The organism is Amycolatopsis sp. BJA-103, from assembly GCF_002849735.1.
Lineage (GTDB): Bacteria > Actinomycetota > Actinomycetes > Mycobacteriales > Pseudonocardiaceae > Amycolatopsis.
Window position 1 is genome coordinate 3,005,715 of the sequence record NZ_CP017780.1, and the last position, 25,931, is coordinate 3,031,645.

General features: G+C 66.4%; 19 protein-coding genes and 2 pseudogenes. 10 read left to right on the forward strand and 11 right to left on the reverse strand.

The window, feature by feature from the left end; genetic code table 11:
• Positions 1–349: 349 nt before the first annotated feature.
• Both BKN51_RS12945 and BKN51_RS12950 read right to left on the reverse strand, forming a co-directional pair.
• Positions 350–835, reverse strand: coding sequence for a hypothetical protein (locus BKN51_RS12945; RefSeq protein WP_101607883.1), 486 nt, complete (start codon positions 833–835; stop codon positions 350–352).
• 471 nt (positions 836–1,306) lie between these two features.
• Positions 1,307–1,648 carry a hypothetical protein gene (locus tag BKN51_RS12950; RefSeq protein WP_146044342.1) on the reverse strand — a complete coding sequence of 114 codons (342 nt, stop codon included), beginning with the start codon at positions 1,646–1,648 and terminating at the stop codon, positions 1,307–1,309.
• A 13-nt stretch (positions 1,649–1,661) separates the two neighbouring features.
• Between BKN51_RS12950 and BKN51_RS44925 the strand changes: the two genes are divergently transcribed.
• The 6 genes from BKN51_RS44925 (at position 1,662) to BKN51_RS12980 (ending at position 6,028) form a co-directional block, all read left to right on the forward strand.
• The gene (locus BKN51_RS44925; RefSeq protein ID WP_442857702.1) at positions 1,662–1,997 is read left to right on the forward strand and encodes an SAM-dependent methyltransferase; all 336 of its coding nucleotides are present in this window, start codon (positions 1,662–1,664) and stop codon (positions 1,995–1,997) included.
• Positions 1,998–2,090: 93 nt separating this feature from the next.
• Positions 2,091–2,639, forward strand: a complete 549-nt coding sequence (locus BKN51_RS12960; protein WP_146044341.1) for a hypothetical protein — start codon at positions 2,091–2,093, stop codon at positions 2,637–2,639.
• A 110-nt stretch (positions 2,640–2,749) separates the two neighbouring features.
• On the forward strand, positions 2,750–3,736 hold the full coding sequence (locus BKN51_RS12965) for an ABC transporter substrate-binding protein (RefSeq protein WP_101607887.1): 987 nt from the start codon (positions 2,750–2,752) through the stop codon (positions 3,734–3,736).
• 89 nt (positions 3,737–3,825) lie between these two features.
• Entirely contained in the window at positions 3,826–4,716 is an 891-nt protein-coding gene (locus BKN51_RS12970; protein ID WP_102906605.1) for an SAM-dependent methyltransferase, read from the forward strand.
• Positions 4,713–5,603, forward strand: coding sequence for an SAM-dependent methyltransferase (locus BKN51_RS12975; protein ID WP_101607889.1), 891 nt, complete (start codon positions 4,713–4,715; stop codon positions 5,601–5,603). Before BKN51_RS12970 ends, BKN51_RS12975 begins: the two co-directional genes overlap by 4 nt.
• The gene (locus BKN51_RS12980; RefSeq protein ID WP_158255766.1) at positions 5,573–6,028 is read left to right on the forward strand and encodes a hypothetical protein; all 456 of its coding nucleotides are present in this window, start codon (positions 5,573–5,575) and stop codon (positions 6,026–6,028) included. The genes BKN51_RS12975 and BKN51_RS12980 overlap by 31 nt, the downstream gene beginning before the upstream one ends.
• 718 nt (positions 6,029–6,746) lie before the next feature.
• On the opposite strand, the gene BKN51_RS12985 is transcribed toward BKN51_RS12980, so the two are convergent.
• The gene (locus tag BKN51_RS12985) at positions 6,747–7,637 is read right to left on the reverse strand and encodes an AraC family transcriptional regulator (RefSeq protein WP_101607891.1); all 891 of its coding nucleotides are present in this window, start codon (positions 7,635–7,637) and stop codon (positions 6,747–6,749) included.
• A gap of 437 nt (positions 7,638–8,074) precedes the next feature.
• Here BKN51_RS12985 and BKN51_RS44930 point away from each other — a divergent pair, with 437 nt between their 5' ends.
• Positions 8,075–8,467, forward strand: a complete 393-nt coding sequence (locus BKN51_RS44930; protein ID WP_101607892.1) for a peptidase inhibitor family I36 protein — start codon at positions 8,075–8,077, stop codon at positions 8,465–8,467.
• A 428-nt stretch (positions 8,468–8,895) separates the two neighbouring features.
• Entirely contained in the window at positions 8,896–9,105 is a 210-nt protein-coding gene (locus BKN51_RS12995) for a hypothetical protein (RefSeq protein ID WP_101607893.1), read from the forward strand.
• A gap of 805 nt (positions 9,106–9,910) precedes the next feature.
• Here BKN51_RS12995 and BKN51_RS13005 read toward each other — a convergent pair.
• The gene (locus BKN51_RS13005; protein WP_101613196.1) at positions 9,911–11,083 is read right to left on the reverse strand and encodes a serine hydrolase domain-containing protein; all 1,173 of its coding nucleotides are present in this window, start codon (positions 11,081–11,083) and stop codon (positions 9,911–9,913) included.
• A gap of 184 nt (positions 11,084–11,267) precedes the next feature.
• On the opposite strand from BKN51_RS13005, the gene BKN51_RS13010 reads away from it, so the two are divergent.
• Complete coding sequence (locus tag BKN51_RS13010) at positions 11,268–14,414, forward strand: BTAD domain-containing putative transcriptional regulator (protein ID WP_101607894.1); 3,147 nt, start codon at positions 11,268–11,270, stop codon at positions 14,412–14,414.
• A gap of 14 nt (positions 14,415–14,428) precedes the next feature.
• Positions 14,429–14,723: pseudogene (locus tag BKN51_RS44240) on the forward strand (hypothetical protein); the annotation flags it as partial.
• A gap of 218 nt (positions 14,724–14,941) precedes the next feature.
• On the opposite strand, the pseudogene BKN51_RS13020 reads toward BKN51_RS44240, so the two are convergent.
• The 7 genes and pseudogenes from BKN51_RS13020 to BKN51_RS13060 form a co-directional block, all read right to left on the reverse strand.
• Positions 14,942–15,976: pseudogene (locus tag BKN51_RS13020) on the reverse strand (amino acid transporter); the annotation flags it as partial.
• A 317-nt stretch (positions 15,977–16,293) separates the two neighbouring features.
• A complete protein-coding gene (locus BKN51_RS13025) occupies positions 16,294–17,562 on the reverse strand; it encodes a vanadium-dependent haloperoxidase (RefSeq protein ID WP_101607895.1) in 1,269 nt (422 codons plus the stop codon).
• A gap of 484 nt (positions 17,563–18,046) precedes the next feature.
• Positions 18,047–19,489 (reverse strand): HEAT repeat domain-containing protein, encoded by a 1,443-nt coding sequence (locus BKN51_RS13030; protein ID WP_102906603.1) that lies wholly within the window; start codon positions 19,487–19,489, stop codon positions 18,047–18,049.
• Between the two features lie 305 nt (positions 19,490–19,794).
• Positions 19,795–20,256, reverse strand: coding sequence for a hypothetical protein (locus tag BKN51_RS13035; protein ID WP_146044340.1), 462 nt, complete (start codon positions 20,254–20,256; stop codon positions 19,795–19,797).
• A gap of 237 nt (positions 20,257–20,493) precedes the next feature.
• A complete protein-coding gene (locus BKN51_RS44245; protein ID WP_233223206.1) occupies positions 20,494–21,684 on the reverse strand; it encodes an NUDIX hydrolase in 1,191 nt (396 codons plus the stop codon).
• Between the two features lie 146 nt (positions 21,685–21,830).
• Positions 21,831–22,193: a hypothetical protein gene (locus tag BKN51_RS13055; protein WP_146044339.1), complete on the reverse strand. Its 363-nt coding sequence runs from the start codon at positions 22,191–22,193 to the stop codon at positions 21,831–21,833.
• Between the two features lie 1,284 nt (positions 22,194–23,477).
• Positions 23,478–25,019 carry a calcium-binding protein gene (locus BKN51_RS13060; protein WP_146044338.1) on the reverse strand — a complete coding sequence of 514 codons (1,542 nt, stop codon included), beginning with the start codon at positions 25,017–25,019 and terminating at the stop codon, positions 23,478–23,480.
• Positions 25,020–25,931: the final 912 nt, after the last annotated feature.

Consider the following 25,931-nt stretch of genomic DNA (forward strand, 5'->3'; position numbering starts at 1 on the left):
CTTCTTCGTTCGTGTCCTGATCACTGGACGAAGAGGCCGGACCAGGAGGAGTGGACTGTCCAGAAGCGCCAAGCCGAAGTGGACTCCGCCGGCACTCCAAGCCGAGCGAGATACCCTTCGAGCAGGCCAGACGACTGGCCAATCAGGCCGGAGACCGTCTCCGACGAGGCACCGACCTCGGCAGCCATGCCCGGCAGCCCGGCGACCGCCGGGTCCTGCGTACCGGACGCAGCCGCCGACCATCTCCCGCCAGCTTCTTCAAGCTCTTGACCAGCGCGCTTGAGAGCCGCCGTTGCCCCCTCATCTTGGCGAGCGCCGTCCGCCAGTAACTAGTGCGAGCAAATAGTGCCTAGCCAGGAGTCTGAGTACGAGCCATTTCCTTTCCGATCTTATCGACGACCTTAGCAGCCGCTGGCATCCAGTTGCCGTCGAGAAATCCTTGGGCGTCCAGCTCGGCAATTGCAACCGCAAACACAATCCAAGCGCCAGGAAGATTGCTGATTACTCCGCCTGCCGCTGCTAATACTTTCACAGCGTCTGTCACGTCAATTCCGCGATCGCCGAGCGGCCTAAAACCGTTCTTGACAAACGGGCCACGAAACTGAATTCGCGTAATCCTGGCAGAATATTCGCCAGAATCTCGAAGGTCAATCGAATAGAAGACGCGATCATCCTTGCCAATGTGCTCGTGTCTAAAGTAGGACGTTTCGCCTTCATCAAGGAGGCCCTTGTTCCTTACTGAGCGAACGTAAAAATCATGTCCATCAATCTCGCTCGCTCCAGATGGGAAGTCACCCTGAACTGCTATGGCAATCGCGTCGTCGAGTGGTGTCACGTCAAAAATCCCTTCGGCAATTATGCTTCGACACTCGAGGCGAACAATTGGCCGATCAAGAAGACTTTTGAAGCCGCATATGAGCCGCCTCATTGGCGGGGACTGGGCCGCGAACCTGGTCGTCCAATAGCATGCAACCGAAAATTCTACAACAGATCTTCGGTGATCACAACGGGACCGCCATTGACGCTGCCGCGGTTGATCTATTCCTGCGGTGGCCAGCGCGCCTTCTTTGATGCCCATATGGGCGCCGGAAATGATCATCACCTAGCTGTGACGCCCGCTCCCCGCGATCGAACGTTGTCCACTGAAGGGGGCTGAAATCACTGGAACCTGGCGCGAGCTAGACCGCGTCGGTGGTACCGCATGTGGCGCCCCAACTTTCGCGAACTCGGTCGCCGCCCGGTTCCCGGAAACCGCCAAGCCACTCGTGTCGCAATGCCGAGCGTCAGGTCCGCTAGAACGCGTGGCTCAACCCGGCAGCAGGCGCTTTAGCGCCTGTGTCACGCCGACGCCCTTAGCATGCCTGAGCAACCGATTGCCGGGTTCCCGATCGCCCCACGCCTTGATTTCAGTGCTGCCAGCGCCGGTCTCGTAGTGTTGTTTCTCAAAGTCCATCGTCTCGACGTCGGAGCTACTCAGGTCCGACAAGCTGTGCTTATGCGTGGTGAAAACCGTAGTGCGGCCGTGACTGTTACTCATGACCTCAGTTTCCGACAGAATGATCTTCTTTAGGCTGCCGTCTGTGAGCAGTACTACATAATGCCGTTCGCGGTCGGTCTCCTGAATCGACGACACGACCGCCGCGGACATCACTGCGGATCAGATCGACACACTCCCCGACGGATCGTTCGTCGCCGCGAGCCACCTGTGTATCCCTGATGCCGTCGCCGAGGACACGGCGACCGTCAAGGCGTTGGACGTCCTCACTGAACGTTTCGGCACCCGGTACTTCCGCACGGAACCTGAAATCGAAGCGTTCTTCGCCGACCTTCCGATTGTCACGCCCAGCCCGCTGACACCTCAGCAGACGCTCGTTCCGTGCTCGAAGTGGTACCCGACCGGGCCGCTTCTGGAGCACCTCGACGTCGACGACTACAACGTGGGCGCCGTCGCACACAAAGGAAACCCTGGCCGTACGCCTAGCCACCCACATTCCTGAGAAGGCCGCCCCGACCCGGCCTTCTCGTCCAGGGGAGGACGCAGTGCCTGCACTACCGCATACATTGGACTACCAGGGACAACCCTGCCTCTGTTGGTGCTGTCCGCCACGCAAGAGGAACATCGCGACCGTGTGATCCCGCGGCAGTCTCATCGAGACAGATTGGTGGTAGCGCGCGGACTTCTCGCCGAGCTCATCCTGAGTGGCGCGGTGAGCGTCCGCGGCGGACGGGTCGACATTCTCGACAGTGTGACGGTTGAGGAGCTGGCCGCGCCGTGCGGGCGCGCTGTCCTCACGATCCTGTCCCGAGATCTCACGGTCGACGACATACTCGCTGAAATCGAGAGTCCGGCGCACAGGGTTGCCTGGACGGCTCTGCAGCGGAAGCGTGCCGCACGCAAAAGTCTTTTCCGTGGCTGGAAACTGACGGATCCGGAGTTCACGTTCTTCTGGAGTCGCATGCTCGCCTCCGCTCACCAGAACCGCGACACCGTAGACGACCGGCCCGCGGCGCTCTGGACGATTCTTGACCAGGCCGGGTTGCATCGCGATCAGCTGCACTCGCCGGGTTTGCAACCGCGCAGCGCCTGCCCGGACTCGCTGAGCGGACTTCTCCAGCGCGGCGACCCGCCCCACCGCTAGGCGCCGTCCCGACGGCACCTGCAGCGCTGACACACCGCCCCGCTCGTCCCCCCTTTCCTCGCCTGGCCGTGTCCGGTCCGGCGTTCGTTTGTCGATCCCGGAGAATCCCGATGAGACCGTCTCTGCTGCGTCACAAGCACGTTCGTATCGGTACTCGCGCTCTGCTCGGTGCCGCTCTTCTCTCCGTCACGGCCGGTTGTGGGCTGCTCGGCGGCGACGAGCCCGCTCCCGGCCCGGGTATTCCGGTCAGGGTCGCCGCGCTGGCGCTGGCGGATGTGGCGCCGCTGCATATCGCGATCGACCACGGCCTGTTCGCTCAGCGGGGCGTCGCGGTCACGCTGGTGCCGGCCTCGAGCGGGCAGAACGCGCTCTTCAAACTCGAAAGCGGCGACGCCGATATCGCCTACGCCGGTGACATCGCGTTCGTCAACGCCGTCAAGGGCGGTGTCCCGCTGAAGGTCGTCGCCGAGGCCACGGTCGCCGGCGAGCGGACCATGAGGGTCCTCGCCCGCCCGGACGGGTCGGTCCCGGACCTGGCGGGAAAGAAGCTCGGCCGCAACGCCGAAGGTGGCGTGAGTGACACGCTGACCAAGTCGCTGATGACCGACCACGGTGCCGACCCGACGTCGGTGACCTGGGCCAACCTGGAATTCGGGGCCATGGCCGGCGCGGTGCTGCGTGGCGACATCGAGGCCGCGTTGTTCCCGGAACCGTTCGCGACCGCGGCCGAGAAACAAGGGCTACACCCGATCGCCGACCCGGCGACCGGCTCCGCGAAAAACTTCCCGATCGGGCTGTACGGCGCCACCGCGGACTTCGCCGCCGCCAATCCGGCGGCGATCGCGAGCTTCCAGCGGGCCATGCGCGACGCGGCGGCAGCAGCCGGGAACCGGGAACTAGTGGAGGCCACCGCGGTCAAGCACCTGAAAGGGATCGACGCCGACACCGCCGCCCTGATGGAGCTCCCGGTGTACCGCAGCGACCCGGTCATGACCGAGCTGCAGCGTGTCCCGGACCTGATGCAGCGCTACGGCCTGATCGACAAGCCCCTGCAGATGTCCGAGCTGATCATCCCTCCCCCGCCGCCCGGCACGTAGCCGCACCTGGTGAACGCCGAGCCATCGGCCGCGCACCGTACGTCCGTCACCAATCCCCGGATCCCGCGAGCAGGAAAGCACCCGTCACGATGCCTGACCACACCAGTCACCCCGACGCTCCCGTGACGCGCGGCGGCGGCCACGCCTGGCCGATCGTGTCGCTGGCCGAGGCCCGGGTGGCGCTGGCCGGGGACTGTCAGCACGCCGAGTCCAACGCCGTGGCGTCGGTTCTCCGCTGCCGCCGGCCGGGGTTCTGGGCGACGATCGCGGCCGAGTACCGCATCCGGAACCGGGTGATCGCCAGGGCTCTGCAGGCGGGCATCGGCCAGTTCGTCGCCCTTCGTCCCGATCTCCCGCCGCTGCGGCTGGTGCACGAACTTCTCCCGCCCGGCAGGGGCTGCCGAACGCTCTATCTGCTCGACGAGAACGAACCCGCGGTCCGGACCCGGATCGTCACGACCTACAGCCTCACCCTCGACGTCGCGTGGCTCTCCTCCACTCCCGGGATCGAACAATGCCTGCGCACAGCCCACGGCATCGACGCGATCACCCTGACCGAACCGGTCTGTGTGCTGGGATCGACCGCGCTGCAGCACACCCGTGACCCGCAGGCCCTGCTGGACGGCCTGTGGAACGTCCTGCCTCCCGGAAGCTGGATCGCGGTCCACCAGGCACTCCCGCTCACCTCGGACACGCCGACGGAAGCCGGCCACCCGCCCGCCTGCGCCGTGTTCGAGCGTCACACACGGGCACCCCTGATTCTGCGCACCGCCACCGAACTCGACGCCCTCTTCGAGCATCCCCATCCCTGGGACCTAGCGACAGCCGGACGGGCTCAGAACCTCGGCACGCAGGATCACGGGCCGCCACTGTCCACAACGGACCCATCGTCGGCGTTGATCACGCGGGTAGCCGTCCGTCCGCCCCGCACCCGGTCCCGCGGACCGGTTCCGGCACACAGGAGCACACCCACCTCATGACCACTTCGCCTGACCCGTATTTCTTGACACCGCACGGGACCGTGCCGGACCAGGCAGCCGAAGTCGATGCGGCGACCGTCGCCCGCGTCAACGGCGTCCTCCTCGACAAGGCCCTCAACGTGGACACCGAAATGGGGATCTACCTCGTCGACCGGGCCCTGGCGGCGAGGATCGACGCCGACGTCCCCGGCTACACCTGGTGCCTGGCCGCGCAGCGGCTGTTCCTCGACAAGGCCCTGAAGGTCGCCGCGAAGGACACAGGCATCGACCAGTTCGTCGTCCTGCGCGCCGGGTTGCCCCTCGGCCCGGACGAGCACACAGAACACACCCTCGCCCAGGCCCACATCGACGCCCCCACCACGGTGCTGGTGGCCCGCGAGAACATCCCGTTCGCCCAGCAGGTCCTCGTGCTGGAAAGGCAAGAGCAGCAACGGGCCGCGGCGGTCCTGGCCGCGGTCCACGACGTCCACCGCCCGCTGCACGCAGTACACAAGCCCGGGAACTGGTCGCTGGACCTCGGGAAGGCGGTAGGCCTCACGATGATCGGCGACCCGTCACACTGGCCCGGTGACGTCACCGCCCTGATCCGCGCCTACCACCACGAACTCCCCGTCGGAAGCGTGATCATCGTCAGCGCCCTCGGCTCCGCCTCCGCGGGCACCGCCGCGGCCGCCGCCCTTGATGACCTGGCCCGGTACCTGGCCAAGACCCCCGAACCGACGGTCACGCCTCGAAGCCTCCCGGAGGTCGAGGGCTGGTTCGAGGGCTGGCAACTGGAATCACCTGGCGTGGCCCCGGTGTCGCACTGGGCCGGGCCGCCACCCGATGGTCTCGCGGGGGCGGAGCTTCCGGTGTGGTGCGCGATCGCGACGAAGACCGCGACATGACGGCCTCGCCCGCGTCCATTCAGGACGCTACCCACGACGCGCCCGCACAGGACACTCGAGTCGCGGATCTCGTCGCCCACGCCGCGATCGCCGTGTCCACGCGCGGCCTGGCCAAGGTCACTGACGCCGGCGCGCTGGATCGCGAGGACGCCGGAGCGTGGTTGTCCCGCCTGCTCTGCCGCCGGATCGAGCACCGCAACTCCCGGTCGGAGCACCTGTTCGTCGACGTGACCACGGGCCGGGCGGTCCGGCTCGTCCTTGTCCGGCGCGATACCGGTGAGCCGCCGATGATCTACATGGCGCAATCCCCCGGCACCAGCACCGGCACGGAGCCGGACTTCTACCGGCAGCTCGTCAACGCCGCCCGCCCGCGGGGCCGCGATACGGGTGGCATGCCGGGACGAGCTGGCGGAGGACGCCCGTAACGACCTCGGGCGCGGTACAGCCCCGCGCGTCGATTGCTACTCACCGGGCAAGGCCGCGACGACGGCGATGCCCCCTCAGCGCGCCCGCCCCAGCGTGAGTGGTGCCCAGCGGGGCGGGCTCTGGATTTCCGTGTCGGACCCGTTCGGATGCCGCGTTCCGCCCGCTTTGCCGTCGTATCTCGCCACCGGTGTTCCCGGTGGCCCCTAGTCGCGTTCACGTGTCCGTGTGAGCGTCAGGAAGCACTATCAGAGAAGGGAAACAGTGAAGATCACGACTAGACCCCGCCGCCGTGGCGGGTTGCGCGTCGCCATGGCCGCCCTGGCGGCGTTGCTCGCCACCGGCCTCGGCGGTGCGCCGGTCGCTGCCGCCGACGGCGGGATCCACGGTGCGGCCCCGGCCGCACCCGCCAGCACCACCAGCCCGGTCGCCGCCGCGTCCGGAGGCGACGATGTGTCGCCGATGATCGTCCGCGGTGAACGCGCGCCGGAGGCCTACGCCGGCGCCGGGTCGATCCAGCTACTGAAGAACGGCGTGAAGGATTGGCACACCTGCAACGGTGCGCTGGACTATCCCTCGTCACGTTGCCGTTTCAGGTCGACGGAAACCGCCGGGAGGCTGCAGGTGGTCTGGGCCATGGTGAGTCCGAGTTTGGCTCAGCCCGGCGGGCGGACCGAGATTGACAGGAAGACTGCTGCTGGACGTCGGCTGTGGTCCAGGCTAGGCAAGAGGGCGGCCCGCTTCCAAGCTTGTTCCAGTCAGTGGTGTCGGGCGCAGGCTGATGAGGCTGCCGAGGGAGAAGTCGGTCGCGCTCCCGGGGTGCAGTAATGCTGTCGGGGTGCGACCGATCAGCAGGCGAAAGTCGCGATTGAGGTGCGCCTGATCGGTGTACCCGCATAACGCGGCGAGCGTGGGCAATGGTGGCGGGTTCTTGCCTGTCAGAAGCCGGATGGCGTGGTGACATCGGGCTACCCGCCCGACAGCTTTCGGTGGTAGCCCGATCTCCCGGTGGAAGCGAGTGGCCAGATGTTGCCGGCTCAGGCCAGCCCGTTCCGCGAGGTCGTCGATCTTGACGGCACCACCCGATATGGTCAGGCTGCGCCAGCTCCGATCGAGCGACTTGGGCAGTTCCGGTTCGTCAAGGAGCCAGCTCGACAACCGGCGGTCGAGGATCCGGAACCGATGGTTCGAATCCCGCGCCTCCTGCAGCTCTTCCCAGAGAAATCTTGCTCGCGCGCCCAAGAGATCGTCCAATCCCACACTGGCATGGCCGATTTCCCGCAGCGGTAGACCAAAGAGCGCTCGTGCGCCCAGCGGCGTCAACTCGATGATGATCCCTCGCTCCCGGCCGGCCCTCTCGTACCCCATCGGCTGGCCGGACAGCCCAATCACCGGGGAAACCGCCGCCAGCGGCGAACCGGCCACCGGATGCCGAACCGGTGTGTCCAGATCGATAACCACCACGACCGAGTTCAGCGCGGCCAACGTACGCCTCTCCGGCACAGTCGTGGTTCTACGGAACGCCAAATAGAAATTAACCCAGCGCGTCAGGCGACGATCCGGCAACCGGGACATCCAGAACTCGTCGTCAGACGACGAAATACCCCCCATTGCCGTTCTCCTTGGTTCCGGCGATGCCATGGCGGCATCCGCAGCACGGAAAGCATGGCATGACGTGCGCTCGCGGTGGGCTTCCGGCCGTGAACGAACCGAAAAGACGCAGCGAACCCTCGTGTCGTCACGCCTCGTGCGACATCGGCCGGTTCGGATTCGGCCAGACGGGCCATCTGGCCGAGGCAAGGCACAACACCGGCCGCTCGGACCGCGGAGCCTGACCGGACGTCCAGCGCGAACCAGACCAACGACCTTACATTTTTCCAATCCAGGAGTGCGGTTCGCCGCTAAACTCAGGTTCGCATTCCTGAGCGATGCGCAGCCGTCCGCTGCGTCCGTACGACACGCTGATGGAGGGCGCACTAAGCGCTCCCCGACTCTAAACCGACCTTCACCTAGCGATCGAACTGGTTGCGAACAAAATCGGAGGCCCGATGTTCAGGAAACGAAAATTGTCACTGTTCACTGTTGCCGCTGCGGCAGTCCTACTGACCACGGGTCTCGCGGCACCGGCGTCCGCTCGGCCCGGCACATGGTACGACTGCCCAGACAAATGGTTCTGCTTATACGACCACTACAACGGAGACGGACTTTTCTGGAAAGGAATAAATTGCGGGGGTGCGGTCTACAATATCGGCGCCCAGGGCTTAGGGGACCGCGCTAATTCCTACTGGAACCGCACAACACACGCGACTGCCCAAATGCTGAACTGGACTGGCACGCGCTGGGAACCCGTGGAGACCATAGGCCCCTTCACAAACGGCAACAATCTCAGCGCGGGAAAGATCGACCAAATTGATGGCGTCAGACTGGTCTGCATTATATAAATGCACCATGTTGCCCTCTGCATGGCGGGGACGTTCGCGCGTAGGCCGATACGGCCCGGCCGCAGGGTCGGTGGCTTAGGCGAAGAAGAGCGTCTTGGTCAGGTCAGCGTGGTCGAATCGACGAGTTTGGCCTCCGATTTTTGGCGAGACCCGGCCGGGGCGGCGTAGGTTGACATCGGAATCACCTACCCGGACATGGACTGGGAACCCAAAACCGCCTTTAAGGCCATCGCCGCTTACTACGACGAACACAACCCATCTCCGAACCGCGAAACACGTTGACGCCTCAGGGGTTGTCGTTAACAGTGACGGACCGTTGTAGCGAGGATTAAGTGCGCCGATTCCCGCTATCGACTTCCTCGCCTGGACTGCGGCCCTCAACCTCTGCGGGATGGCCAGGGACGCACAGAGCAGGCACAGTTGAGCCCATGAGTGACAGCCCGCCCGCGGCCCGTCTGTTCGACGAGGCCCGCGCGGCGCGCCGTAAGGCCGCGGATCTACGCGCGCGGTACATCCTCCTGGTAGACGTCTTCGACGCGCTCTCGGATAGCAGCAACGTGACCAGCCGGGCGCCCGACGCCGCCATGAGTTCGCCCAAGCCAGGTGAGCGTCCCAGTATCGGGAAGGAAGCAGGCTAGCCGACCTGGAACCGTTCGTCACCGAGCTGATCACCAACTGCATCGACCCCGTCACCCTGACCGGCCCTTGGCCGGACGACGCCCGGCCAACTGCGCAATTGCGGCCTTCTGTTTCTCAACCGCATACCTCGTACGCCTCCACACCGATCTCCACGGCACTACCATGTGCGTTCGTTTTCTGCGATGAGCCGAGTTCCAGCGCATTCGGCGCAAGCTGTTTCTTCAACGTGGCGAACGCGGTCTGCGTCAAACACGCCAAAGGTCGTCGGCCAGCCCGTTCCGCGGCACAACATGTGCCTACGCGTTCCGAACGCCCGACGGTCCACAGTGCACCGGCCTCGGCTGGCCGCCGCCCACGATCAAGCCATCGACGTCCAGAGGTCCTGCGAGAAGGCCGGTCGGATCCCGAAAGTCCAGCAGGTAGCGCTCATCGGTGATCTCGACAACAAAGAGGCGCGGGCATGACCTGCGTCGCCACCCAAGCTCGCCTGGAGCAAGCACTGACCCGGCCGCTCGCCGGCCAGCCGACCGCGTCCGACGGCGACACTGACGGTGTCCAACCCGTGCCGGGAAGCCGGTGTGAGTCGTGACTCGTTTTACCGCTCGCCCCCGAAGTTCAAGGACGTCGTTGTTGCGGCACCAGCGAACCGAGAAGCCCAGCAACCTGAACATGTCGGGCTGCGCAAGGAATCGCCGTTCTTGAGCGCGAACGCAAACAGACCGCCAGCGACCTTTCCTGACTTGGCAAGCCCAACGCCGAGACACCCCGATCTGGTCGTTCGGGGTGTCTCGGTTTGCGGACCGGTCACGGAGAGCCCGGCGGGCACAGTTCCGCTTCTAGCACCTTGGTGAAGATGCCGATCGGGTTGCCCCAGTCGCCGTTGATGTTGGTTACGACCGTGTGCCGGCCATCAGCGGTGCCCATCGCGTTCGTCCAGGAACCGTGGATCATGCCGCCTCCGCCCCAGGCCGTCACTCCGCAGGACAGCGTCTGGGAGAAGACACCGAGCCCGTACCTGGCGTTCGGGACCGGCCACCCGCTGCCCTCGGTCGAGACCGTGGTGAACATTTCTCTCTGCTGCGAGGGCGGCAGCAGGCGTCCGCCCAGCAGCGCCCGGTAGAAGGTTTGCAGGTCCCCGGCGGTCGAGACCATGCCACCGGCCGCCCAGGCCCAGGACGCGTTCATGTCGGTGACGTCGTGGACGTCGGCGCCGGGCCCGGTGACCCACAGCGTGGAGTACTCCCGTCCGTGCGGTCCGCGCAGCTCCGTCTCGCGGAAGCCGGGTACGTAGGTCGCGGTCAAGCCCAGCGGACGAGTGATCCGCCGCGCGACCTCCTCGGCGTACGACCTGCCGGTGACCTTCTCGATGATGATTCCGGCGAGCGCGTAGTTGGAGTTGGAATAGGCCCAGGCCGTACCGGGGGCGAACATGGGCGGATGCGCCACGGCGAGCTTCAGCATCTCCCCCGGACGCATGGTGTCGAAACGGTGCTCGAGGAAGGCGGGCGTGAAGTACTTGGGCACCACACTCTCGTCCGAGGTATAGGGGAACAGGCCGCTGGTCTGGTTGAGCAGATTCCGGAGGGTGATCTTGGTGCCGTCGTTGCCGTTGCCCCGGATCTTGCCGGGCAGCCACTTCTCCACGGTGTCGTCGAGACTCAGCCGGCCCTCGGCCTCCAGCTTCAGCATCACCGTCGACGTGAACGTCTTGGTGGCGCTGCCAATACGGAAGCGGTCCTGCCGGCGGCGCTCGCGTCCGGTCTCGGTGTCGGCCGCGCCCGCCGTGCCGAACCACGTCTCGCGACCGTCGCGGATGTCGCTGAGGATGCCGGGCAGGCCGTCATCGGTGACGGTCCGGTCGAGTACCTGCTGGACCTTGGCGTGGTCGTCGCCTGCCAGCACCGGCGACGCGCTCACGGTCACCGCCAGCCCGGCAGCGAGCAGGCAGACAGCGCCTCGGAGAATTCTGGTCGTCATGGTCGATCGGCCTTTCAGGTCGTAGTCGGCTTTCGCGCAAAGCCACGTCGCGTTCGTTTCCTCACCTACGTCCGCCACGATGTCCGGCTGCGCTTACAGACGTCTTGGAACGATCTTTCAGCCGGCACCGGCCGCTGTAAGGGGCTGGGCAGAGTGGCGGGCACGACTCGTTAGCCTGTCGAGCATGCGGATCGAGGTGCTGGGACCGGTCCGGGCCTTTGCCGACGACGGTGCGCCGATCGATGTCGGCGGCGTCATGGTTCGCGCGCTGCTGGCCCGACTGGCTCTGGCCGAAGGCGAGACAGTGTCGGTCGACGCCCTCGTAGACGGCCTGTGGGGGGATCACCCGCGCGGAGCCTCCGCCAACGCGCTGCATGGGCTGGTGCATCGACTGCGCAAGGCTCTGGGCGACGCCGAGCTCGTGGAAAGAGCGGCAGGCGGGTACCGCCTGCGCGTACGCGTCGAGAACGTCGACGCCTTTCGGTTCGAGGAGAAGGCGAAGCGGGGCGGACGCGAGCTGGCCGCGGGCGCCGCGCAGCGAGCGGACTCACTGCTGGACGAGGCGCTGGCGTTGTGGCGGGGGGACGCGCTGGCCGATGTGCGCGATACTCCCTTCGCCGGTACGGTCGGCGCGCGGCTGGACGAACTGCGCGTCGCGGCCAGGGAAGATCGGTTCGAGGCGGGGCTTCGGCTGGGCCGCCACCACGAGATTCTGGCCGATATGGCCGCGGTCGCCGCCGGCCACCCGTTGCGCGAACGGCTGGCCGGATTGCGGATGCGAGCCTTGCACGCGGCAGGTCGCCGGTCCGGCGCGCTGGCCGTCTTCGAACAGGTCCGCGGCACGCTCGCCGAGGAACTGGGCGTCGACCCGTCCGAGGAACTGCGCGAAACGTACCTGGCCGTGGTGCGGGGCGAGCTGGAGATCCCCGAGGTGGAACACGCTCGCTCGGAGGCGGTGCCGGGACGCCTGCCTGCCCAGTTGACCAGCTTCGTCGGCCGGACGGAGGAGCTGGGACTCCTTGCCGGATTGCTGGAGACCTCCCGGCTGGTCACCATCGTCGGTCCCGGAGGCGCGGGAAAGACCCGGTTGGCCGTCGAGGCGGCGAGCCGGCATCGGACCCAGCAGCGTGAGCGGCTCTGGCTCGTCCCCCTGGCCGGAGTGACCACGGTGGACGGTCTACCCGAGGCGGTGCTGGGCACGCTCAGCACCGCCGTCGCCCAGGCGCCCGATACGCCGCTGGAGCGAGTGGTCACTCTCCTCTCCGGCGGTGAAGGCGTGCTGGTGTTGGACAACTGCGAACAGATCTCCCGCCATGTCGCGGAGTTCTGCGGGCAGCTGCTGGAGTGCCTGCCGTACCTGACGATCCTGGCCACCAGCCGGGAGCCGCTGGAAGTCGTAGGCGAGACGCTGTGCCGTCTGGGCCCGCTCGAACTGCCATCGCCAAACGCGGATCCCGCCGAGGCCGTCGAGTCGGCCGCGGTACGGCTGTTCCGGGATCGTGCGACAGCCGTACAGCCGGACTTCGCACTGGACGCGCCGACCACGGCCACGGTCGTGGACATCGTGCGCCGATTGGACGGACTGCCACTGGCACTGGAGCTGGCCGCGGCGCGACTGCGGACCATGAGCGCCGACCAGGTCGCTCACCGCCTCGACGACCGCTTCCGGCTGCTCAGCACCGGCAACCGGTCCGCCCAGCCTCGACAGCAGACACTCCACGCGGTCATCGAATGGAGCTGGGACCTCCTCACCGATCGAGAACGAACACTGGCCCGTCGAATGTCGATTTTTCCGGCGAGAACCGGGATCGCCGCGATCGAGGCGGCCTGCTCGGACGACACGCTCCCCGCGGCGGAAGTCGTCTACCTGCTCGGCTCCCTGGTCGACAAGTCCATCGTGGAACGAGTCGGCGAGAGCTACCGGATGCTGGAGAGCATCCGAGCCCATTCGGCGGACAAGCTTCACCTCACAGGGGAAGCCGAAGCCGTCCTGCGCAGGCTTACGCGGCACTTCGCCGTCCTGGCCGAGAAACATGAACCACTGCTGCGCTCGGGCAAGCAAGTGGAATCGCTGCGGCTGTTCCAGGCCGAGTACGACAACCTGATGTTCGCCCTGCAAACGGCGATCGACACCGGCGACGCCACGGTGGCGGCCCGTCTCCTCGGCCCGCTGTACTGGTACTGGGTCATGCTCCGCTACGACGCTCGGGCCGACGGCTGCGTCGCCAAGGTCGCCGAGCTCGGCGACGCGCTGCCCGCGGACGCCCGGGCCGCGTTTACCGCGATCCACCTGGTAGCCGGCGAGGGCGGACCGGTCACCGACCCCGAGCTGCTGCGCGCGCTCATCGACGACTGCGCGCACACGGGCGCGCTACGGCGCTATCCGATGCTGCTGACGACGGTGCTGGTGACGGCGGCGACACTCGGGCTGGACGAGCTGATCGACCAGGAGATCGCCAGGGTGCGCAGCGACTCGGACATCTGGGCGATCGCCTGCGCCTGCATGATCGAAGCCATGCGGTATCGCCAACGGGGTGACCTGCAAAGCTCCGCGACCGCGATGGCGGCGGCGCTGCACACGTTCGACGAGTCGGGCGATCGGTGGTGGACGGCGAAGACGCTGATCGGCCTGGCGCAAACCCACTCCATCAGCGGCGAACACGACGAGGCGATCGCCGCCTACGAGCGCAGCGTCGCGATCGCCACCTGCCTCGGCTCACAGGACGAGGTCTCCACCCGGCTCGAACTCGCCGTCGAACGCATGCGCGCCGGCGACCTGACCGGCGCCCGGCACGACATCGAAACCGCCGGACGAGCGGCCTGGGAGCGCGGCCAGCCCTTGCTGGAGATCGAGGTCCTAGCCAGGCTGGCCGAGCTGTATCGCCGCTCCGGCGAGATCGAACGGTCCAGCCGAGAACTCGACCGGATGGAGACACTCGCCCGCCGGCTGCCCCTCGGCGCGGAGACGATCGAGAACCTCCTGGTGCCCGCCAGGATGGCGAACCTCCTCACCGCCGGGGACGCCGCACCCGCGCGCGAACTGCTGCCCCGTACCGTGCAGGCGGCGCAGGCGCACATGAACACCCCTCGGGCCGCCCAACTCCTGGCCCGGCTGCTGTTACTGGAGGGTGATCCGGCCGGCGCGGCCACCGCGCTCGGCCTGAGCCGCGCCCTCCGCGGTGCCTTCGACCGCGGCGACACCGAACTGCGCTCCCTCGCGGAGGTGCTCACGGAGCGGCTCGGCTGCATCGACTTCGACATCGCCTACCAGCGAGGTGCCAACATGACACCCCACGAGGCCACCGACTGGCTGACAAAGCCGCGCATTTAGGGCCGCGGGGTTCTGTGCGGCGGCCCACGAGCGGATACACGAAGTCGGCCTCACGGCCGGTTGACAACGGTGAACCCAAACCCGGGGACATACTCGGCGCGACGCAGGGTTTCCTGCGCAGTCTCGACGATGCCGGTTTCCCGCAGCCGCAGCGCTCGCCAGCGGCATCGCCGCTACGCCAGCCACCAGCTCCGCCTCGACGCGCGCGTACGAGAACTGGTCGACAACAGCACCCGCCTCGACGCAGGTGGCCGCATTGTCACCCTCGAGGACCAACTCCACAACGCGCAGCGCGAGAACCATGAACTCTGCTCCGCCGCCATGAATACCGTGATCGCGGCGGCGTTGCGTGAGGGTGATCGGTTCTGGCCCGGTCACCCGCGCCCCTCCCGAAGGCCACGAGTGTCCTGGTCGACGAGACGTCGGTGTTGATCCACCCGCCCGACGGGAATGTGAACTCGCCAGACCGTTTCCACGGGAACAGAACTCGGATCGTGCCGATGACGACCTCTCGCTGACACCTGACGTCAGCCGACGTGGATGCCGGGGCGGAGCGCCGGATCGCGTTCGCTGGTGCGGATGATTTCGCGGACCACCGGGGCGGTATCGCCCCGGCCGAGGATCAGGTAGCGGAACAGATGCCCGAGCGGATTTCCCTCGCTCCACTCGAAATGGCACTGCGGCCGTACCTCAGTGGCGTCGCGCAGCGCGGGCAGGATCGCGGCGATGGCGTTCGGCGCGGCCGGGCTTTCCGCGCGCAGGACACGGAATCCTTCGATCTCGACACCACGGACCTTCAACACGTCGCTGAAACCGGACGGGTCGATGACGTCGATCTCGAGGAACAGGACGTCGGCGGCACCGGGGACCGGGTTCATCCCGCGCTGTTCGGCTTCCTTCGCCCAGTATTCGTCGGCGTCCCCGGCCTGGCGGCGGTTCGCGATGATGGTGAGCGCGCCGTCGTGGGCGATCGAGTCGGCGAGGAAGCGGCGGGCGGGCTCGTCGAACTCGATGTGCTCCACCCGCAGTTCCGTGGTGCGGGTGACCCGCGAAACCAGCGACACGACGATGATCCCGAGGATGAAGAACGCGGAAATGGTGAGACCGTCGGGCTTCTCGATCACGTTCTCCACCAAAGCATAGATCAGGATCAGCGTCAGCACGACGAACGCGATCGCGGCCTTGCGCTGCCGCTTCTTCGCCGCGGAGACGGCCACCGCGATCGACGCGGACACCATCATCGCGAGGATCCCGGTGGCGTACGCGCCGGCCTGCGCGTTGACGTCCGCGTTGAAGATGACCGTGACGAGGATGCAGATCGCGGTGTAGACCAGCACCACCGGCCGCACGGCGCGGGCCCAGTCCGGCGCCATCCCGTAGGCGGGCAGATACCGCGGCACGATGTTGATCAGCCCGGCCATCGCCGACGCCCCGGCGAACCACAGGATCAGGATGCTGCTGATGTCGTAAGCGGTGCCGACCCATTCACCCAGCAGTTCGTGCGCGAGATAGGCCAGCGCGCGGCCGTTCGCCTCACCGCCAGGCGCGAACGCATCCTTCGGGAACTGGTGGGCACCGATGACCGCTGGCCCGATCTCGGAGTCATCGCGGCGACGAACTTCTGTCGATTCTTCGGCAACCAAGGGCAAGGCGCGGCGGAGGTCGCACTGTAGGATCTCATCGTCGGCGACATGTCGATCTTAAATGACCTGGGGTTTTCTGCTTGTCTCTCGGCGATGTCACCAAGATCAGCCTCATACTCGTGACATTTCCTCGAGAGTGCGCGGTAGGGCAGACCGGCCGATGTGCCGTTGCCATCCGTTCAACGGCACATCGTCGATGCGGGTGGCGGCCCATGGCACGAGCCGTCACGGCAGACCTATTCGCCCGGTCTCTTTGGGTCAGTTGCCGCAGGGCCGAAGGCGTGGTTGAGGACGTCGCGGGCAACGGTGGTGCCGAGCCGATGTCCGTCCTTGCTGGCGAAGCGGTAGTGCACCCCGGCCCAGATCCTGGCCTGGTTCAGTTCTGCCATGGCCTGGGAGAGGCTGTGGTAGTAGCGGGTGGTACCGGAGTCGGTGCTGTGGGCGCTGAAGGACAGGTCGTCGCGGCCGAAGAACTTGCGCAGGGCTGTCGTGGTGGCGGCGGTGTCGCAGGTGTGCCCTGACGGGTATTCCGGTGACGGCGCGGTGATCCGCAGTGGGGTCCAGGCTGGATCGGCGTCGGTGGCCGGGTTGCCGTCGGTGTCGGCGAGCGGGATGGCTGTTACCGGACGCCAGAAGCTCCAGTGCTTCTTCTCCTGGTAGCAGGCGATAAGTGCGTCGGCGGTGGCCAGGTCCACCATCGCGAACATGCGGGCTGTCTGCAGGGTGCCGAGCCGGTGGGTCGTGGCGAGCTGACGTTTGATCGACCACTCCACCAATCGCGGGTCGTCCCACCAGATCGCCGCTTCGGTCTGGTCGGATGTACGCGTCGTGCTGGTAGCCGAGCCGAGGGCCTTGACCTCGTTCAGGTCGCGGGCATAGGCGGCGCTGCTCAGGGCCGGCGGCCCGGGGGTGCGGTAGTGGCCGAGGTCGATGACGAACGGCTTCAGGGTGGCGAACCAGGCGCCGACCTGGAGGAAGCCTGGCGGGGTTGGCCGCCACTGGCCCGGGGCGGCGCCGACAGGCCACGTCGCATTGGAGAACGCACCGTCGTTGCGGCGGGCATTGATCATGGCTGTGGCCGTGGCCAGGCCGACAGCGATGCCGCCGCGCTCGGAGGGACCGTCGGGGATTGCGGCGAGCGACTCCTCGTACTGCGTGCGAAGGGAGTCGGCTTGAGCGGGGAAGAGCCATGCGAGCGCACGGTAGGCCGAAGTGGCGACAGCTGCCGGGGTCGAATCGCCGGGCCGGCTGCGGGGGGTGATCAGGTACGGCTTGTACGGGGTGCCGGCGATCGCGTTGACGGCGTCGTACACCGCGCCCTGCACTATCGCGAAGCTGCGAGCGGCTGCGCTCGGCGACTGCCGGGCGACCTCGTAGACGGCGATCTGAGCGTAGAGATTCCAGGTGATGACGGCGTTGGTTTGGGGTTTGGTTGCGGCGTCCGGCGGGGCTTGTGCCGCGGTGGCTGTGAAGGCGACCGGCGCGGTCACAGAAAGCACGGTCATGAGAGCTATCCCGCACAATCCGCGAAATTTTCCAGGTTCACGAACACGATGTGTCATGGGGATCCCCATCGGCTAGTCGGCGCCAGTTCCCGCGAAAGTTTTAGTATCCAACTGCTGTGAGGAATGGACAACTATCCTTGCCGAGTAAGCACTTGTGCCGTCGAGTAGTGATGCTCCGCGATGGTGCGCGGGGAACCCGCGGGAACGAATCTCCCCACGATGTCGCATACGACATCCGTACGGCATCGTCCGTGAGATTACGATATCAGCGGCGAGAACCTACAAGCCTTGTAGGGTCTCACCGCTCGTGGCGTGTCGATCTTGCGTGACCTGGGTGATCTCGGCTGTCTCACGGCCTTGTCACCCATGCTCAGTCCCAAATCCGTGGCATTTCCTCACGAGACCAGGCGGTGTGCCCGAGTTGGCCGAGTACGCCACGCTGATTTCGACAAACCGAGCCGAGCTGGTCGTCCACAGAGGACAGTCAGTGTGCGGCTGTTCGTAGTGCCGCGGTGGCAGCGGACCGGACGGCCGGGTGGGGGTCGGTCAGGGCGTCGGCGAGGAGGGAACGCAGGCCGTCAGTGGCGGTTCGGCCCAGGGCGGTCGCGGCGTTGGCCCGGACGCGTGGCCTGGGGTCGCGTAGGGCCTCGGTCAGCAGCGGGAGCGTCTTCTCGTGGGTGATCCGTCCGAGCGCCGCGGCGGCGCGGGATCGGACCAGCTCGTCCTCGTCCTGGAGCGCGTTGGTCAGCGCCCGGATGTAGGCCGGGTTGGCTTGTTGGCCGATGACCCAGACGAGGACGCGGCGGACGAGTGGGTCGGGATCGTGACCGGGCAGGTAGTGCTGTGTGTCGATGCGGGCGAGGATTCGTCCGGCGAGCTTGCGGACACGCCGCTCTTCAGTGGTCAGCAGCACCTGCACCACGGTGAGCGCGACCGAGTCTTCGGCCAGGCGAACCAGGCCGGTGAGGGCGGTGTGGACGTGCCAACTGTCGCAGGCGGCGGCCAATCGACCGAGAGCGCGGTGGTCGCCGTGCTTGGCCAGCACACGGAGGGCCCGGGCACGGACGGCGGGGTGGACGTCGTCGGTGGCCTTGAGGGCGGCAGGCGTCGCCAGCGGCCCGCCGATCCGGTTCAGGGCCAACAGTGCGCCCTCGCGAACGTCGGACGAACTGTGGTCGAGCAGCGGAACGATCACCGGCGCGGCCTCCAGCGCTTCGAGCTTGCCCAGTGCTTCCATCACGGGCAGCGCCTGGACGCCGTCGGACTCACGCAGGACGTCGATGAGCGGGCCCGTCGCCTCGGCGACGCGCAGGTTGCCGAGCACTTCCGCGGCCGCGAAGCGGCCCGGTCGGCGGTGGCGGAGGTGCTCGATCAGCATCGGAGCGACCCGAACGTCGCCGGCCTGGCCCAGTGCGCGGGCGATGTCGTGTACTGCGCCGTGCCATACCTGCCCCAGTGCGTCGGCCAGAACGTCCAGCCGTCTCGGGTCGCTGGTCTCGGCGATGCGCTGGGCGGCTTCGCGGACGATCCAGGCCCGACCGTGGTCCGTGTCGTTCAGCAGCGTCACCAGTAGGTCGAACACCTCGTGCGAGGACTGCGCGGTGAGGCCCTCCAGGGCGGCCTGGACGACGTAGGCGGCGGGGTCGGACAAGGCCCGCACGAGAATGGGCTGATAGGCAGAATCGTGGCCGGAACCGAGGGCTCTGATCGCGATGGCGCGGACCAGGCTGTTCGGATGGGCCGCCAGGGCGACCAGCCAGGACGGCCCGGCCGGGTCGGACACCACCGCGTGCACGTGCTGGGAGAGCGCCGCGTGCGCCTCGATGCGCGCCGCCGACCAGTCTTCCGGCTCAATCGGTTCGAGGTCGACCAGCCGGGCGACCAACACGTCCCCGATGGTGGTGACCGAATCCCAATGTTCGCCCATGACATCCAGTGTGCCCGGCCACACAACCGAAATTCGCCCGCAGGACCAGCACGACAACGACCAACGCAGCAGCAAACGGTCCGATGTAAGCGGTCACCGCCTGCCCGATGCTCGGCTCCGTGGCTGATCTCCCCGGCGGGAATCTCACCAGAATGTCGTCGATGACATCCACACGACACGACCCGTGAGATGGTGACACGAATTGCGAGACCCTACAAGCCTTGTGTAGGGTCTCATCACACCTGACATGTTGATCTTGCGTGACCTGCGGTCTCGCAGCTTGTCTCACAGCCGCTTCATCAAGATCAGTCTAACGGCCGCTTTACTTCTTCCGCCCTGAGTCGTTCCGCGGTCTCGAGCGACTTGGCTCGCTCCCGGTCCGTCTGGTCGCGGTACCAGGCGTACCAAGGACTTTCGGGGGCTCGCTGCGTCACGATAAGCTCGACTCCTGACTCGTCATCTCCTGGCACTACCTCGTAGCCGATTGAGGACAGGATCGTGGCCATCGCGTTCTGCATCGCGGTGTCGACCGTCTCCTTCCACTGCCCGGCGGGATTGTCTGGACCGGTGCGGCCCTCGCTCCATGCCTCCAGGGACGCGGACGTCAAGATCGAGTGGCTGACCCAGCTGATGAACACACCACGATGTCCGAGGTTGTCGGCGAAGACGTGCGCGCCGACCGGACCGAGGGGATGGCCGCCGTGCAGGTAATCGGGAACCAGGGGGATCCCGGCGATGGCCAGATCGGAGCTGACGAGATCGGCCAACGCGTACAGTCTGGTGAGTGGATTTTCGGGTTCGTGCTGGTCTGGCATGCCTGCTCGTGCTCCTGGTTCAGGTTGTGATCGGTGAGTGTCAGCTGTTCGCGCCAACGGTCATCGAGTGACCACCTCGTACCCCAGGGGGTGAACCGAGGACCTGCACGATCTCACCGCGCGTGACATGTCGATCTTAAGTGGCCTGAGCTTTCGTGGTTGCCTCACCGCGACGTACTGAGATCGGTCTCAGTTTCGAGGCAATTCCTCACGTGTGGCCAGTTCTGGGCTGATCAACCCGAGCCAGGCATCCTGTTGGTCAGCCAGTGGGCGATCCAGTGGTAGGGGCTGGAATCGGCAGACGAAAACCAGGCCCGCGTCGTATCCATCGCCGCCGACATGGTGGGACCAACTGTCGGGAGCAGTTACTGGAGCGCGCAGGTGGAAGTAGGTGGTGCGTCGCGGCTGGCCGCTGTGCGGGTGCGGCTTGTCCTCAGTAGTCAGCGAGTTGACGACGACTGTGTCGGTCAGCCCGGTTTCCTCGAGGACTTCTCGCTGGACAGCGGGGCTGAGGGTCTCGCCGGGCCGAACACCGCCGGCGGGGATCTGCGTGCCAGCCTCGGGGATACCTTGGTGCTCGAAGACCAGCAGTTGCGGTCCTCTCTGGTGGCGGATGACGTAGGCGGCGACGCGGATCCTTGGTAGCTCGTTGTTCACCAAGTCATTGTCGGGTTCCTGCCGGTGTCGACGCGTGACATATTGGTCTCGGTGACCACGGCTTTCGTTTTGTCGCAAGGCCCTATCACCAGAGATCGGACTCACGGCGACGACATTTCCTCGCGGTCGCATTTCCGGAGCGCTGTGATGATCCTTCGTCCGAGAGGTGTCACCTGCAGGGGCTGATTCCGTTCGGCGCGTGTAAGGAGTTGTCCACCGAGGTCGTGTTCGAGGCGGTTGATCTGTCTGAGCAGTGTGGAGAGGTCGATATCGAGATGGGTGCCCGTCGAGATCCCCGGCGTGGAGCAGGGTCTCGTAGCGGCCGGGACCGAGCGTGGCCGCACCGGTAGCCAGGACCGGAGCGAGGTCGAGGTCCGTGCCGGGCTCGCGGTACATCTCCTGAGCCACGACGTCGGCGAACTGCCCGGCGGTGATCAGGTAGGCGCGCGCGAACGCTCGCCCGGGCAGCGCCGGATCGTAGAACGCGCGGCCACCGCCCCACACCGGCGACATGGTCGCGAAATAGATCCCGCCCGGCAGTTCACACCTGCGGGATTCCACCGGCGGCCGCCGATCGCGGCAACCCGGATAGTCCCGGGTACCGCCCTCCGGAACGCCTCCGGCCAGGTAGCAGCCGAACCAGTCGGCGTTCATGTTCGAACCGTAGCTGGCATACCAGACCAAGTCGGACAGCTCACCCATCGTCTCGTCCAGAGTTCTCACGGCAGCCCCCGCTTCGCTCGGCATGCTCGTCTTCGACCGGATCGCCCGCCGCGATATCGCGGCGCTCGTGCAGCTTCCCCGATGGCGCCCTGTGCCATCGGACTGGCGGTCACCTGCCGGCGCACCTTCTGACCCATCGTCCGCCATCAGGTGACGAGACGTTCATCCTGGGGATCGAAGCAGACCAGGCCAAGCACACGAGCGCGCTCCGCGGCGAAGTCCGCAGCCTCCCGGTACCTGCTGAAGACCATGCCGAAGCGGAACAACGGCCCACTGGCGTTGTTGATTAAGGGACTGTCGGTCCATGGAATATCGTCTTCGTCGTCATCAGCGTCGGGATCGAGGTCCGGCCAGCGCGTGGCCAGTTCGCCGACATAGCGCGTAACCAGCGTGGTCGGCGGCGTCTTCCTACCGCCCATGAATTCCGCGACGAGAGCATCGAAGGTCGCCTTAGCCACCGCGTCGTCGGCGGGACGAGGCCCTTCCCACACGGCCAGAGTGAAGCTCATGAGCACAGCGTGCCCGGCCCGTCTGACAGTTGTAGACCGTGCGGCGGCGGGCGGAGCCCCGCTGATCCGCGGAAGGACGCCGCCGGCCCTTGGCACCGGCGTGCCCACCGGCCATCGAACGATGAGTCCCGGCGGGATGTCGGCGTGCACCGCGGCAGTGTCGGTCCCGAGTAGTGCTCGCGAGATCAGCGACTCTCCGCGAGCGGTGTCCCGGGGTGGAACGGAGTTGCGCGTCATCGACACCGGCGCCGAAGACGACGCATTCACCAGACCACAGTGGTCATCCAATAGAAGAACGCGAGCCAACGCCCTGTCATGGCCCCCTGTGTCAAGGAGACGACGAAGCTGCCGCTCTATCCCTATGGTCGCGGGTTCGGGGAGTGCCCGTGATTTTCCAGGTTCCGCCGCTGTTCCACAGGACACTGCCAACGTCGTCTTGGTAGTGCGTCCAGGTGGCTCGCTGTGTCGCCGACAATATCTTCCTCACGAATCCCTTTGCAGAACCTGGCTCCGGAACTCCCTCGCCAGTTCGCCGTCGACTGGCAGCCATGCTGTCAGCAGCGCCGGAAGTCTCCCGTCAAGCCCTGGCTTATAGGGCAACAGGCGAGCTTTCGGCGGCGCGGATTCGATTTCATGGGAGCCATAAGTCATTCGGGCCCCGTAATTTCCGTGATAACGAAAGAGGCTTTGTTTGACGTCCCCCGAAGAAAAATGACGGACTTCGCTGATTTTGATTCGAGCGTGGGGCCCACCCTGAAGCCCTTGCGCCTCGCATCCACCACATTGACGTCGATGGTCCGCACCGAGTTCGCGTGTCCGCAACCGTCCCTGGTTCTGGAAAGCGGGCAGGACCGCGATAAAAGCGAGGTAGTAGTGCGGGTGCCGCGCGTCCAGTTCTCCGAACAAGCGGAACTAGCCGAGTGCCGGCCTACTCGCCGCATAAGTGGCCGCCGTCATATTGCGGTGCGACGCAGGATCATGGACTCGCGACCACGGTGGTCACGACAAATTTGTGCCGTAGATCGATGTCGACATCAGCCTGGTTACTCGGATCCGGGGCAACGATGACACTCCCCAGCAAGCCGCCGACGGGGCCGCCCTTGACAAGGATTCCATGGCGGCATCGTCAAGTGCACTGTGGTTTGCTCGATGGATGCCATCGTCCCGGCTTCTCGTGCGCAGATGTTGGGTTTCGGCGGGCCGCCTCGGAGGCGACGAACGTGAGGTCGGCCTAGCCGCTGTCCACGCCGATCAGGCACCGCGGCTGGCCTTCCGCAGAGGCTGTCAGCAGTTGGTGGTGGTTCCGCTGGTGGCGGTGCAGGTGTCGGTGCCTGTTCCGCCGTCGAGGGTGCCGTCGGTGTTGCTGGTCCCGGGGCTGCCCGGGGCGCCGGGCACGCTGCCGTTCCTGCCTGCCGGGCCTGGGCGGCCGGCGTTGCCGCCGGTGGCGGTCAGCTGGTCGTTGCCGGGTCCGCCGTCGAGGGTGCCGGAGTTGCCGTTGCCGCCGTTGCCGCCGACGCCGCCCTGGCCACCGATGCCGCCCGCGACGCCGGGACCACCGGTACCGCCGGCACCGCCCTGTCCGCCGGTGGCGGTGGCGGTGTCAGCGCCGTCGTCGGTGTTGATCGTGCCGGTGTTGCCCTGCCCGCCGCTGGCTCCGTTGCCGCCTGTGCCGCCAATGCCGCTGCGGAAGGCGCGCTCGCCCTCGCCTCCGATGCCTCCTTGTCCACCGGTAGCGGTGACGGTGTCGCCGGCGCTGTCGGCGTTGATCGTGCCGGTGTTACCCGCACCGCCGGCGCCCCCCGGAGTGCCGTAGGGGCCGTTGGGCGGCTGCTGCACGCCGTCGCCGAGACCAGGGCCGCCCCCACCGCCGGTGACGGTGAAGGTGTCGGGGGCGAGCGCGGCGCCGGTGAGGGTGCTGGAGCTACCCACTCCGCCCGCCCCGCCATAGTATCCGCCGCGACCGCCGGTCACGGTCGCGTTGAAGCTGCCCGACAGGAGCGTTCCGTCGGAGAGCCGTCCGGTTATCCGCTCCCCACTGCCCGACGTGCCCGCGCCGCCCACACCGGCACCGATAGCCGGCTCACGACCCAGGATCATCCCGCCTAAACCGCCGGTGATGTTCACGGCGTCGGTGCCGCCGCTGTTGGTCAGTGTCCCGCCGCTCATCCCGTCACCACCCGGGAAACCAATCTCCGAGCCTTCAGGGGCGGCCCGCGGAGTACCACCCTGGATGTTGACGGTGTCGTTGCCGTTGCCGGCGTCAATGAAACCGCCGGCCACTCCGTCACTTCCGGAGACGGGTTCGTCTCCGTTCCCGAAGAAAATGAGCGCCCCTCTGATGGTGATGGTGTCGGCGGACAGGTCGAGGTCGAGACTCAGCACGGTGCTGCTCCCGCCCCGGACGTCGCCGCCGGTCATGCCGGCCCCTGTCGCCGAACCACGCTCGTTGCCGATGATCGCGATCTCGTCGACACCCAGTCCGCCCAGTACGACCCCACCGGTCAGTGTGCCGGCTACCGCGATCGTGTCCTTGCCGGCGCCGCCGAACACGTACTGCACCCCGGCATCTCCGCTGTCGTTTACGGTGCCGACCCGGAGATCGTCGTTGCCGGGGCCGCCGCAGACCACATCCTCGCCGCCATTACCGAACACCTCGTCGTTCCCGCCGCCGGCGTCGATCACATCATTGCCCGGAGTGCCCTGGATCGTCTCCCCTGCAGCCGTGCCCTGAATCGTCGGCGCGAGGTTGTTGCAATTCACAGCCAACGCCACCGGCACTGGCGACACCACCCATGCCCCCACCACAATCGCCGCCGTCACCAGCACACGCCCGCCCGCCCGGTACCTGCCGGGCACGGCCCGTTCACGAACCCTCATCATATTCGACCCTTTCTTCCAAGCACGCAAAGCCGGCCAGCGAACGCGGCAGACTCGAGATGCATCTCTCTCTGCTCCCCTGACTTTCACGACTCATGACGTCGATGACATGAGCCTGCACTCCATGTGGCGATAGCGCAACGGGAACTCCGGCGGAGCCCCGTGCACGGGGAAAAATAGGGATCCACAAATTTCCAGGTACCCGCCGATAATCCACAGGGACGCTTCCGGCTTCGTCCTGGCACTGCCTCCAGATGACTCGATGCGCCGCTGCCGGAACTGCTTCACGAACCTCTACAGAAACCCGGTTCCGGAACAACCTCTCGCCAGTTCGCTACCAACGGCCGACAGCCATGCTTTCACCACGCGGGCAGATTTGTTTCTCGACCTATCCCACGGGGCCAAGGAGCGCGACAGACGGTGTCACGAACTCAACCTTCATTTCACCAAGGAAAGCCTTGTCGAAGGCAGGTTCGTCGGACTTTGCTCCCAGGAGGGTCACCGGGGTTGCGCGGCAACGTTCGATGTGAGCCGAGAACAAGGGCGGCTGCGATAATCGCCGGCGCCATGCGGGTTGTTCGAATCATACGATCCTCGTCATACTTGTCCGGTCGACAGTGTCGGCGACCATATTCAGAGACGACGCAGCGCTCACCTGCCGCGCGGTTGATGCGCTCGCCGGCGCTGACGTGGGCTCGCGTGAGCCGGCTATCTGCGCAGACCTTGATCCCGTAGGGCTTCGAAGCCGCCGGGCCCGACGCCGTAGTCGCCAAGGAAGAGGGTTATCTATCGCCGCGAGCAGGAAGATCATCATGTCGACGAAGACTGCGAAGAGTCCTGAGACGGCCAGGTGCCCGCGGA